This is a genomic window from Paracoccus sp. N5 (assembly GCF_000371965.1).
In the GTDB taxonomy this organism is placed as follows: domain Bacteria; phylum Pseudomonadota; class Alphaproteobacteria; order Rhodobacterales; family Rhodobacteraceae; genus Paracoccus.
Genome location: NZ_AQUO01000001.1, coordinates 2,575,498 through 2,587,706 on the forward strand (window position 1 = coordinate 2,575,498; position 12,209 = coordinate 2,587,706).

Here is a 12,209-nt window from a genome sequence, read left to right on the forward strand (position 1 = left end):
ACGCCCGCCGTTGCAAGCGGCAGCCCCGGGTTTCGGGCGCGCCTTCACGCGGGCTTGACCTCGGGCGCTTGACCCGGGGGGCGCGAGGCCCGATACCCGGCCAAAACCATGAGGCAGAGATGAGACATTCGCAGCGCGGGCAGGTCGATCCGTTCATCGTGATGGATGTCATGGAGGCGGCCCGCAAGGCCGAGGATGCCGGCCGCCACATCATCCACATGGAGGTCGGCCAGCCCTCGACCCCGGCCCCCGAGGGCGCGCGCCGGGCGCTCGCCGCCGCGCTGGACCAGCCGCTGGGCTATACCGTCGCGCTTGGTCTGCCGGAACTGCGCCGCGGCATCGCCGCGCTTTACCGGCGCTGGTATGGCATCGACCTGAACCCGGACAGGGTGGTGGTCACGCCCGGCTCCTCGGGCGCCTTCATCCTGGCCTTCTCGGCGCTGTTCGATGCCGGCGACCGCGTCGCCCTGGGCGAGCCGGGCTATCCCAGCTATCGCCAGATCCTGCGCGCCATGTCGCTGCAGCCCGTCGGCATCCAGACCCGGGCCGAGGATCGCTATCAGCCGCGCCCGCAGGACCTGCCCCCGGATGCGCGAGGGCTGATCCTGGCCTCGCCCGGCAATCCCTCGGGGACGGTGCTGCGGCGCGAGGAACTGGCGGCATTGACCGCGCGGGCCGCCGAACTGGGCATGAACGTCATCTCGGACGAGATCTATCACGGGCTCGACTACGGCGCCGGCTTCCATTCGGCGCTGGAGGTCACCGACGAAGTCTTCGTCATCAACAGCTTCTCGAAATATTTCAGCATGACCGGCTGGCGGGTCGGCTGGATGGTGGTGCCGGAGACCATGATCCGCACCGTCGAGCGCATCGCCCAGAATATGTTCATCTGCCCGCCGCACGCCAGCCAGGTCGCGGCGCTGGCGGCACTGGATTGCGTCGAGGAAGCCGATGCAAACCTTGCCGTCTACGCGGAAAATCGCCGGCTTATGCTGGAACGCCTGCCCGGCATCGGCTTCGACCGCATCGCCCCGCCCGAGGGCGCCTTCTACATCTATGCCGATGTGTCGGAACTGACGGACAACAGCCTGAACTTCGCGGCCGAGATCCTTGAAAAGGCTGGGGTCGCCGTGACGCCCGGGCTGGATTTCGACCCCCTGCGCGGGGCACGGACGCTGCGCTTCAGCTATGCGCGTTCGACCGCCGACATCGCTGAGGGGCTGGACCGGCTTGCGGGTTTCATGGACGATTACCGGGCGGCCCGATGAGGTGGCTTGTCGCGCTGCTGCTGGTCTGCCTCGCCTGGCCCGCGCTGGCGCAGGACCGCTCGGCGCTGGCGCGGGTCGACCTGGCGCATTCCGCGCTGCTGGCCGAGGGGCGTGACCGCGGCAAGCCGAGGCCGCTCGAACTGCAACTGGCGGTCAGCCAGCCGGTGCCCTATCGGGTCTATTTCCTCGACGGCCCGCCGCGGCTGGTGGTGGATTTCCGCGAGATCGACTTTGCCGGCACCGACGCCCAGGCGCTGCCGGGGCGCGACCTGGTGCCGGCGCTGCGCTGGGGCCGGTTCCGGCCGGGCTGGTCGCGGCTGGTGATGGAACTGCCCGGCCCCTATGCGCTGCGCATGGCGGTGCAGCGCCCGGCCGAGGGCGGCGCCGGCGGCGCGCTGGTCAGGCTGCGCATCGAGCCGGTGCCGCAGGACGAATTCGCCACCCGCGGCAATGCGCTTTCGGCGCTGTGGGATCTGCCGGCGCCGGCGGCCGTGGCGCCGCTGCCGCCGCGCCGCGCCGCCGACCGACCCCTGCGCATCGCGATCGACCCTGGCCATGGCGGCCATGACCCCGGCGCCCAGGTCGGCGCCATCTACGAGGCGGCGGTGATGCTGGGCTTTGCCCGCGAGCTGTCCGAGATCCTGGCCCGCGCCGGTTTCGAGGTGGTGCCGACCCGCAGCGACGACAGCTTCGTGCCGCTGGAGCGGCGCATGACCCTGGCGCGCGCGGGGCAGGCCGACCTGTTCATCTCGCTTCATGCCGATGCCCTGCCGGCGGGCGAGGCGGCCGGGCTTTCGATCTATACCTGGAACCCGCAGGCGGACGACCGCGCCACGCGCGAACTGGCGATGCGCCACGACCGCACCGACCTTCTGGCCGGGCTGGACCTGGCCGGCACCGACGACCAGATTGCCGACGTGCTGATGGACATGGCCCGCATCGAGACGCAGCCGCGATCCGAGGCCTTCGCCAAGTTCGCCGTGTCCGAGCTGAACCGCGCCGGCATCGTCATGCACCGCCGCCCGATGCGCGGCGCGGCGTTTTCGGTCCTGAAATCGCCCGACATCCCCTCGGTGCTGATCGAGCTCGGCTTCCTGACCGACCCCGGCGACCGGGCGAACCTCTTCGACCCGGAATGGCGGGCGCGCACGGCCGGGGCCATCGCCCAGGCAGCCAGCCTGTGGGCGCGCGACGACGCGGCGCGGGCGGCGCTTTCCCGCAAGTAGCGCAAGGTTGCTTTGACGGGGCCGGTGGCGCTGTCTATAGAGGCCCTGTTTTCCCCGAGAGGCCTTGCCCGTTGCTGCGTTTCGTCCTGTCCTTCATCGGCGCGATCTTTTCCTGGTTCGTGACGGCCGTGTTCTTCATCGCCTTGACCGTGGGAGGGGTGTTCTGGATGTATTCGCGCGACCTGCCCAGCCACGAGCAGCTCGCGCAATACGCGCCCAAGACCATCAGCCGGATCTATTCCGGCGAGGGCCGGATCATCGACGAATTCGCCGAGGAACGCCGCATTTTCGTCCCCATCGACGAGATCCCGCCCCTGGTGCGCGAGGCCTTCGTCAGCGCCGAGGACAAGAACTTCTACCACCACCACGGCTTCGACCCGCGCGGCATGATCGGCGCCATGGTCGAGGCGGTGAAGTCGCGCGGCCAGAACGTGCGCGGCGCCTCGACCATCACCCAGCAGGTGATGAAGAACTTCCTACTGTCCAGCGACCGCAGCGTCGAACGCAAGATCAAGGAGCTGATTCTGGCCACGCGGCTGGAATCGACGCTGTCGAAGGACCAGATCCTGGAACTGTATCTGAACGAGATCTTCCTCGGCCAGAACAGCTTCGGCGTCGCCGCGGCGGCGCAGACCTATTTCAACAAGCCGCTGACCGAGTTGGCCCCGCATGAGGCGGCGACGCTGGCTGCCATGCCGCAGGCGCCCGGCCGCTATCACCCGGTCCGTGCCAAGGAGCGGGTCACCGAACGGCGCAATTACGTCCTGCGCGAGATGTGGCAGAACGGCTATATCGACCAGGCGACCTATGAGGCGGAATCGAAACTGCCGCTGCGCTCGGTGCAGAACGGCGATTTCCCGGCCTTCCAGCAGCAATTGCCGCCGCGCGACTATTTCACCGACGAGATCCGCCGCCAGCTCTCGGCGCAGTTCGGCGAAGAGGAATTCTTCGGCGGCGGCCTCGCCATTCGCGCCACCGTCGATCCCCGGCTGCAAAAGGTCGCGGCCCGGGCGCTGCAAAAGGCGCTGGAGCAATACGACCGCGGCCGCGGCATCTGGCGCGGCACCCGCGTGACCATCCCGGCCGAACAACTCGCCACCGAGGCCGACTGGCGCGCCGCGCTCGCCGAGACCCGCGTGCCGCGCGACATCGAGGGCTGGTTCCCGGCCGTGGTGCTGGCGCTCGGCGAGACCGACGCGACCATAGGCATCGAGGATCACGAGGCAACCCAGACCATCCCCGCCAAGGACGTGCAATGGGCGCGAAAGCGACTTTCGGACGGCAAGCTCGGCCCCAAGGCGCGCGTGGCCTCGGACCTGCTCGAGATCGGCGACGTGGTGCTGGTCCGGCAGATGACCTCGGACAGCGACGGCAGCTTCATCCGCTGGACCCTGCGCCAAGTGCCCGAGATCGAGGGCGGCTTCATGGCCATGGACGTGAATACCGGCCGGGTGATCTCGATGCAGGGCGGCTTCAGCTACCAAAGCTCGGTCTTCAACCGCGCGACCCAGGCGCAGCGCCAGCCGGGCTCCAGCTTCAAGCCCTTCGTCTATGCGGCCGCGCTGGATTCGGGCTTTACCCCGGCGACGATCATCGTGGACGAGCCGATCACCGTGAACACGCCGCAGGGCCTGTGGACGCCCAAGAACGCCTCGGGCAAGTTCTACGGCCCGACGCCGATGCGCACCGGGATCGAGCAGTCCCGCAACCTGATGACCATCCGCATCGCCCAGGACATCGGCATGGATACGGTGGCGAAATATGCCGAGAAATTCGGCGTCTACGACCACTTGGGCCATTTCCTGGCCAACAGTCTCGGCGCACAGGAGACGACGCTGTTCAAGATGGTCGCCGCCTATGCCATGTTTGCCAATGGTGGCGAGCGGGTGGAACCGACGCTGGTCGACCGCGTGCAGGACCGCCGCGGCCGCACCATCTATCGCCACGACCGCCGCGACTGCGTGACCTGCGGCCAGGCGACGCTGCCGGCCGGGGCCGCGCCGCAGATCGTCTCGAACCGCGAGCGGGTGATGGATGCGATCACCGCCTACCAGCTGACCTCGATGATGGAGGGCGTGGTCAAGCGCGGGTCGGGCCGTGGCGTCAGCCTGCCGGTGCCCGTCGCCGGCAAGACCGGCACCACCAACGACGCCAAGGACGTCTGGTTCATCGGCTTCACCTCGAATCTCGTCGCCGGCTGCTACCTGGGCTATGACCAGCCGCGCACGCTGGGCTCGAACGCCTTCGGCGGCACGCTCTGCGTCCCGGTGTTCAACGAATTCATGCAGGAAGCGGTCAAGGAATTCGGCGGCACCGACTTCGCCGTTCCCCCGGGCGGACATTTCGTCAACATCGACCGCTTCAGCGGCGCCATCCTCGGCCCCGATGCCAAGGGCGACAATGTCATCGCCGAATATTTCCGCGACGGCCAGGATCTGAGCGGCCTCGGCCTGGTCGACGGCGGCTTCGGCCGCGCCGACCCGGCGACGCTGCCGCTGTTCACCTCGGCCCGCGACGGCGGCCAGGCGGTGACCACCTCGACCGGCAAGAAGAAGGTGATCCCGAAAAAGGCCGATTTCGGCACCCTCTCCTCGGGCGGCCTGTACTAGGCCTTTCACCGTTGAAAAATACCCTCGGGGGTCCGGGGGCTGACGGCCCCCGGCAGCGGCCTTGCCCCGCGCGCATCCCTTGCCCGCGACGCGCGCCCGCGCTATCTGTCTGCGGTTCCGACCTGAAAGAGACCGACCCATGCGCGCCGAAACCCAAGCCACCATCGATGCGATCCGCAAGTCGCTGAAGCTTCTGGCGCAGCGCATGGATTGGGAAACCGCGCCGCACCGGCTCGAGGAACTCAATGCGATGATCGAGGCCGGCGACATCTGGTCCGACCCGGCCCGCGCGCAAAAGCTGATGCGCGACCGCCAGATGCTTTCGGATGCGGTGGAAACCTATCGCCGCATCGAGACCGAGCTCAAGGACAATGCCGAGCTGATCGAGCTGGGCGAAGCCGAGGATGACGCCGAGATCGTCGCCGATGCCGAGGCCGCGCTGAAGGCGCTGGCCGAGCTTGCGGCGCAGAAGGAACTCGAGGCGCTTCTGAACGGCGAGGCTGACGGTAACGACACCTTCCTCGAGGTCAATGCGGGTGCTGGCGGCACCGAAAGCTGCGACTGGGCCTCGATGCTGGCGCGGATGTATGTCCGCTGGGCCGAGAAGAAGGGCTATAACGTCGAGTTGCTCAGCGAGACCGGCGGCGACGAGGCCGGCATCCGCTCGGCCGCCTACAAGATCTCGGGGCCGAATGCCTATGGCTGGCTGAAATCGGAATCGGGGGTGCACCGGCTGGTGCGCATCTCGCCCTATGATTCGGCGGCGCGGCGGCATACCTCCTTCAGCTCGGTCTGGGTCTATCCGGTGGTCGATGACAATATCGAGATCGACATTCCCGACAAGGACATCCGCATCGACACCTATCGCTCGTCCGGGGCGGGCGGGCAGCACGTCAACACCACCGACTCGGCGGTGCGCATCACCCACCTGCCGACCGGGATCGTGGTGACCAGTTCCGAGAAATCCCAGCACCAGAACCGCGCCAATGCCATGGCGGCGCTGAAGGCGCGGCTCTATCAGCTGGAGCTCGACAAGCGCAACGCGGCCATCAACGCCCAGCACGAGGCCAAGGGCGATGCCGGCTGGGGCAACCAGATCCGCTCCTACGTGCTGCATCCCTACCAGATGGTGAAGGACCTGCGCACTTCGCATGAGACTTCGGACACGCAGGGCGTGCTGGACGGCGACCTCGACGCCTTCATGGCCGCCACGCTGGCGCTGGACGTGGCCGGCAAGAGCCGGGCCGAGGCGCAGGCCGAGGACTGAGCCCGGCCGTGCCTGTGGCCCGGTCGCAGGGGTATTTGCACAACAGAGAAAGCCGGTATCGGCCGGTTTCATGCTGCACTGCGGCATGGTATGCTGCGGATGCGAAATACGGCTGAATGCCCGGAGGCGACATGGCGGTCAAGCACATCAACCTGGCCCTGCAGGGCGGCGGCGCACATGGCGCCTTTGCCTGGGGCGTGCTGGACCGGCTGCTCGACGAGCCCGAGATCGAGATCCGCGGCATCAGCGGCACCTCGGCCGGGGCGCTGAATGGCGCGGCGCTGGCGGCGGGCCTGTCCTGCGGGCCCGGCCGGCGCGGGCGCGAGGCGGCGCGGCAGAACCTGGCCTATATCTGGTCGCAGGTCGGGCAGGTCAGCGACAATGCCATGGTGCGCTGGCTGCATTCGATGTTTCCCTCGCCCCGGGGCTGGCAGCGGCTGACCGAGTTGCTTTCGCCGGTGGCTTGGCTCGGCTCGCTGACCCGGATTTTCAGCCCCTATGACAGCGGGCCGTTCTATTCCAACCCGCTGGCCGCCATCCTGCGCGAGATGCCGCATCCGCGCCTGGGCCGCGAGGAGGGGCCGGCCTTCTTCGTCACCGCGACCAATGTGCGCACCGGGCTGGTGCGGGTCTTTGGCGGCGCCGAGGTGACGGTGGACACGGTGCTGGCCTCGGCCTGCCTGCCCGAGATCTTTCGCGCGGTCGAGATCGACGACCCGCTGACCGGGCGGCGCGAGGCCTATTGGGACGGCGGCTATTCCGCCAATCCGGCGCTGTTCCCGCTGTATCGCGCCGACCTGCCGCGCGACATCGTCGTGGTCAACATCAACCCGATGCTGCGCGAGGTGCTGCCGCGCTCGCCGGCCGCGATCCAGGATCGGGTGAACGAGATCAGCTTCAACGCCGCGCTGCTGGCCGAGTTGCGCGCGATCAACTTCGTCAAGAAGCTGCATGCCGAGGGCCGGCTGACCGGGCGGCCGATGAAGAACGTGCTGCTGCATGCGATCATGGATGATGCGTTGATGAACTCGCTGACCGCCGCGACCAAGCTGGTGCCGGCGCCGGGCCTGCTGGAGCGGCTGCATGATGCCGGCGTCGTCGCGGCCGAGGCGTTCCTGGCGCAGAATGCCGACAATATCGGCATCCGCGATTCCTATGACCTGGCGCAGTTGTTTCCGACGCAGGCGGCGGTTTCAGGGCGCTGACTTAGGCGGAACGGTTCGGGATGCGCCCGGCAGCATTTCCTGGCCGCGCCACCTGCTGGATCAGGGCGAGGCGGGCGCGTTCTGCCTTCCGCGCCATCGTTGCCTGTCGTGGAAGCTGGTGGCGCCCTTCAGCCGGCTTCGTTCATCGGCCTGCGCGAGAATTGCCTGTGGCGCAGGGTTCTGCATCAGCAAATCCGACCTCGCGTTGGCGATGTCGGGAGCCGCGCGTCCTTGGCGCTGGCGCCGGGCGCGACCTGTGGACAGCCTGTGGGCAATATGCGGATATCCTGTGGATAAGCGCCGAAACCCGCGGCTGAACTTGTTCGTTCCCGGGATGCGGGCAAACGCTTGTGCTCGAAAACACCGCCCCGGGCATGGCCTGACGGCTGGCCGCGCCTTGCGCCGGCTTCCCGAAGTCGGGCCAGCGCGCGGCGCTTCCCTTGCGGGCGCATCTCGCCTAACCTGCGCGCAAAAGAAAGGCGAGAGCATGAGCAGCTACGAATACACCGTCATTCCCGCCCCGGCGCGCGGCGAAAAGGCCAAGGGCGCCCGCACCGGCATCGAACGCTTCGCCGCGACGCTGACCGACGCGCTGAACGATATGGCGCGCGAGGGCTGGGAATATGTCCGCGCCGAGGTGCTGCCGGCCGAGGAACGCTCGGGCCTCACCAGCCGCACCACCGTCTATCACAACCTGCTGGTGTTCCGCCGCGTCCTCGGGGCCGAGCCTGCCCGCAGCCTGCCCCTCGAGGAGCCCGTTGCGGCCCCGACCACGCCTCCGATCGCCGCGCCATCCGCTGCGCCCGAACAGCCGGCACCGATTCGCCCGGCGGAACCGTCCACGGCCCAGCCCGCGCCGGTCCGCGCCCCCTTCAGCCAGCCGATGCGCGCCATGCCGCAACAGCAGGCCCATGCCCGCGCCGCCGAACCGCCGCTGACCGCGCCGCCGGCCGGTCCGCGCCTCGGTCCCGCAACCCGCTGATCCTTTCCGTTTCACAAATACCCCGGGCCCCGAGACGCCCGGGGAAAGGTCCGGGGGACCTTAGTCGGCCGGCCCGCCCGACAGCCCGGCAGGGCCCAAGGCAGAGCCCCCTTCACCAATGCGGCGGGCGCTGGTCGGCCAGGGGAATGGTTCCGCCCTCGGCTTCGCGTTCCGCCTCGCGCTCCATCAGCAGCCCGACCCGCCGGCTCAGCCGCGCGATCTCGCGCTCCTGGCGCGCCACGACCTCGGACAGGTCGTCGACCACCCGGCTCAGATGCGCCACGGCTTCCTCCAGCTGCACCGCCCGCTCGTGCTTGTCCATCAATCCTCCATCCGCTAGACCCGCGCCTGGAAAAGCCCGAGGCAAACCATGGCGAAAGATCAGAAGAAACAGCCCCGACCCAAGGCGGAAACGCCCAAGGGGTTCCGTGACTATTTCGGCGCGGACGTCACCGAACGCAAGCAGATGCTGGACCGCATCGCCGAGATCTATCATCGCCACGGCTTCGAGCCCCTGGAAACCAGCGCCGTCGAGACCGTCGAGGCGCTGGGCAAGTTCCTGCCCGACGTCGACCGCCCCAATGCGGGCGTCTTTGCCTGGCAAGAGGCCGAGGTGCCGGGTGGCGGCGCCGGCGACTGGCTGGCGCTGCGCTATGACCTGACCGCGCCCTTGGCCCGCGTCGCGGCGCAGTTCCGAAACGATCTGCCCAGCCCCTATCGCCGCTATGCCATGGGCCCGGTCTGGCGCAACGAAAAGCCGGGGCCGGGCCGCTTCCGCCAGTTCTATCAATGCGACGCCGATACCGTGGGCTCGGCCTCGGTCGCGGCAGATGCCGAGATCTGCGCCATGCTGGCGGCGGCGCTGGAACATGCTGGCATCGCCCGCGGCGATTACCTGATCCGCATCAACAACCGCAAGGTGCTGAACGGCATCTTGGAAGCCATGGGCGTGGCCGAGGGCAAGCCCGCCGACGACGTGCTGCGCACCATCGACAAGTTCGACAAGGTCGGCGAGGAGGGCGTGCGCCAGCTGCTGACCTCGGGCCGCAAGGACGAGTCCGGCGCCTTCATCGAGGGCGTGGGGCTTTCGCCCGAACAGGCCGGGCCGGTGCTGGCCTTCCTGACCTCGAAGGGCGCGGACAATGCCGCGACGCTGGCCAACCTGCGCACCGCCGTCGGCGCCTCGGCCGTGGGCGCCGAGGGGGTCGAGGAGCTTGCGCAGATCAGCCAGATGCTCGCCGCCATGGGCGTGGGCGAGGATCGCGCCGTGATCGACCCCTCGATCGTGCGCGGCCTGGGCTATTACACCGGCCCGGTCTTCGAGGCCGAGCTGACCTTCGAAATCCTCGACGACAAGGGCCGCAAGCGCCAGTTCGGCAGCGTCGCGGGCGGCGGACGCTACGACGGGCTGGTCGAACGCTTCACCGGCCAGAAGGTGCCTGCGACCGGCGTCTCCATCGGCGTGGACCGGCTGCTGGCCGCGCTGCGCGCCAAAGGGCTGATGGGCGGCACCGAGCCGGGCCCGGTCGTCGTCACCGTCATGGACCGCGAGCGCATGGCCGATTACCAGGCCATGGCGGCGGAACTGCGCGCCGCCGGCATCCGCGCCGAGGTCTATCTGGGCAACCCCAAGAACTTCGGCAACCAGCTGAAATATGCCGACAAGCGTGGCTCAGAAATCGCGATTATTCAAGGTGCTGACGAAGCAGACCGCGGCGTGCTCCAGATAAAGGATCTTCACCTAGGGGCAATTGTGTCAAATACCAATTTGAGCCACGAGGAATGGAAGTCCCATCCAACACAGATTGAAGTGCCTCGCGACGAGTTGGTTGAGGCGGTTCAAGGGCTTGAGCGGACAATCGGGTGGCGCAAACAAGAGCGAGCCAAGTCGCTGGATAGAAAATGAGCAAGCGCGAGAAACAGGCCATCGGCCAGCAGATCCTCGCCGCCTTCCGCGCCGCCGGCGCGCAGGAGGTCGCGCCCGACCTGCTGCTGCCGGCCGAGACGCTGCTGGACCTTTACGGCGAGGACATCCGTGCCCGCGCCTATGTCACCCAGGACCCGATCCGGGGCGAGATGATGCTGCGGCCGGACTTCACCGTGCCCGTGGTGCAGATGCACATGCAGAACGGCGCCGAGCCCGCCCGCTATTGCTACCTGGGCGAGGTGTTCCGCAAGCAGGACCATGGCGAGACCCGGCCCGAGCATCCGCGCGACAACGAATACCTGCAAGCCGGTTTCGAGCTTTTTGCCCGCGACCCGGATGCCGATGCCGAGGTCTTTGCGCTGTTCCACAGCGTGCTGATGCCGCTGGGCCTGCGGGCCAGCATGGGCGACATGGACCTGCTGATGGATGCGGTGCGCGCGCTGCCGCTGTCGGGCGCGCGCCGCGCCGCGCTGCTGCACCACATCTGGCGGCCGCGCCGCTTTGCCAAGGCGCTGGCACGCTTCGCCGCGCCGTCCGAGCCGCGCCCCTGTGCCGACAGCGTGGCGCCCTGGACCGGGCTGCGCAGCCCGGAAGAGATGCAGGCCCGGCTCGACCGCCTGCGCGCCGATGCCGCCGAGGCGCCGCTGCCGGCGCTCTGGGTCGCGCGGCTCGAGCGGCTTTTCGCCATCGACGCCCCGGCGCCCGAGGCGCTGCGCGAGCTGCGCGGGCTGGCCGCCGACATCCCCGACATCGCGCCGGCGGTGGACCGGCTGGAGCGCAACCTCGGCTTGCTCGCGGCACGCGGCATCGACGTGGCGGCGATCCGATTCGACGCCAGCCACGGCCGGCACACGATGGAATATTACGACGGCATGACCTTCAGCTTCACCGCCCCGGGCCGGGCGGACTGGCCGCCGGTCGCCACCGGCGGGCGCTATGATGCCCTGGCCGCGGTGCTGGGCCAGGCGCAGGGCCGCTCGATCCCGGCGGTGGGCGGCATCATCCGCCCCGGGCTGGTTTATGAACTGGGGGGGCTGGCATGATCCGGCTGGGGGTGCCGTCCAAGGGGCGGCTGATGGAGCAGACCTTCGACTGGTTCGCCGCCCGCGGCGTGACCCTGTCGCGCGCCGGCTCGGACCGCGAATATGCCGGCCGGGTCGAGGGCGCGGAAAACGTGGCGCTGGTGCTGTTGTCGGCCGGCGAGATCCCGCGCGAGCTGCAGGCTGGCCGCATCCATCTGGGCGTGACCGGCACCGACCTGATCCGCGAGAAGCTGGCTGGCTGGCGCAGCCATGTCGAGGAGCTGGCGCCGATGGGCTTCGGCCATGCCGACCTGATCCTGGCCGTGCCGGCCTGCTGGCGCGATTGCGAGACGCTGGACGATTTCGCCACCATCGCCCGCGACTTTCGCGCCGAACATGGCTTCCGCCTGCGCATCGCCACGAAATACCACCGGCTGGTGCGGGCCTGGCTTTCGGCCGAGGAGGTCGCCGATTACCAGCTGGTCGACAGCCAGGGCGCGACCGAAGGCACAGTGGCCAACCTGACCGCCGAGGCCATCGCCGACATCACCTCGTCGGGCGAGACGCTGCGCGCCAACCACCTGAAGATCATCGAGGGCGAGCCGATCCTGCGTTCGCAGGCGACGCTGCTGCGCTCGATCGCGGCCGGGGACGAGGCCGAGGTGCGGGAATTCGCCGCCCGGCTGGGGCTCTAGCAACCGCG

The 12,209-nt window shown here is 68.7% G+C and carries 10 protein-coding genes; 9 read left to right on the top strand and 1 reads right to left on the bottom strand.

Translation table 11 applies throughout. The features are described from left to right. The first annotated feature begins 119 nt into the window (after positions 1 to 119). From PARN5_RS0113010 to PARN5_RS0113035, 6 genes are all read left to right on the top strand, one after another. Positions 120 to 1,268 (top strand): aminotransferase class I/II-fold pyridoxal phosphate-dependent enzyme, encoded by a 1,149-nt coding sequence (locus PARN5_RS0113010; protein WP_018000210.1) that lies wholly within the window; start codon positions 120 to 122, stop codon positions 1,266 to 1,268. Then, positions 1,265 to 2,494 carry an N-acetylmuramoyl-L-alanine amidase gene (locus PARN5_RS0113015; RefSeq protein WP_018000211.1) on the top strand — a complete coding sequence of 410 codons (1,230 nt, stop codon included), beginning with the start codon at positions 1,265 to 1,267 and terminating at the stop codon, positions 2,492 to 2,494. Before PARN5_RS0113010 ends, PARN5_RS0113015 begins: the two co-directional genes overlap by 4 nt. A gap of 71 nt (positions 2,495 to 2,565) precedes the next feature. Further along, positions 2,566 to 5,103, top strand: a complete 2,538-nt coding sequence (locus tag PARN5_RS0113020) for a PBP1A family penicillin-binding protein (protein ID WP_018000212.1) — start codon at positions 2,566 to 2,568, stop codon at positions 5,101 to 5,103. A 139-nt stretch (positions 5,104 to 5,242) separates the two neighbouring features. Continuing rightward, on the top strand, positions 5,243 to 6,370 hold the full coding sequence (gene prfB, locus PARN5_RS0113025; RefSeq protein WP_018000213.1) for a peptide chain release factor 2: 1,128 nt from the start codon (positions 5,243 to 5,245) through the stop codon (positions 6,368 to 6,370). 131 nt (positions 6,371 to 6,501) lie between these two features. Beyond that, positions 6,502 to 7,575: a patatin-like phospholipase family protein gene (locus tag PARN5_RS0113030; protein ID WP_026155410.1), complete on the top strand. Its 1,074-nt coding sequence runs from the start codon at positions 6,502 to 6,504 to the stop codon at positions 7,573 to 7,575. A gap of 487 nt (positions 7,576 to 8,062) precedes the next feature. Beyond that, entirely contained in the window at positions 8,063 to 8,557 is a 495-nt protein-coding gene (locus PARN5_RS0113035) for a DUF4177 domain-containing protein (RefSeq protein ID WP_018000215.1), read from the top strand. A 112-nt stretch (positions 8,558 to 8,669) separates the two neighbouring features. Here the strand turns inward: PARN5_RS0113035 and PARN5_RS0113040 are convergent, their stop codons facing one another. Continuing rightward, positions 8,670 to 8,879: a SlyX family protein gene (locus PARN5_RS0113040; protein ID WP_018000216.1), complete on the bottom strand. Its 210-nt coding sequence runs from the start codon at positions 8,877 to 8,879 to the stop codon at positions 8,670 to 8,672. A gap of 48 nt (positions 8,880 to 8,927) precedes the next feature. Here PARN5_RS0113040 and hisS point away from each other — a divergent pair, with 48 nt between their 5' ends. From hisS to hisG, 3 genes are read left to right on the top strand one after another with little or no spacing between them, the layout of a single operon-like run. Further along, entirely contained in the window at positions 8,928 to 10,463 is a 1,536-nt protein-coding gene (hisS, locus tag PARN5_RS0113045; protein ID WP_018000217.1) for a histidine--tRNA ligase, read from the top strand. Next, the gene (locus tag PARN5_RS0113050; RefSeq protein WP_018000218.1) at positions 10,460 to 11,527 is read left to right on the top strand and encodes an ATP phosphoribosyltransferase regulatory subunit; all 1,068 of its coding nucleotides are present in this window, start codon (positions 10,460 to 10,462) and stop codon (positions 11,525 to 11,527) included. Before hisS ends, PARN5_RS0113050 begins: the two co-directional genes overlap by 4 nt. Beyond that, a complete protein-coding gene (hisG, locus tag PARN5_RS0113055) occupies positions 11,524 to 12,201 on the top strand; it encodes an ATP phosphoribosyltransferase (RefSeq protein WP_018000219.1) in 678 nt (225 codons plus the stop codon). The genes PARN5_RS0113050 and hisG overlap by 4 nt, the downstream gene beginning before the upstream one ends. The last annotated feature ends 8 nt before the right edge of the window (positions 12,202 to 12,209 follow it).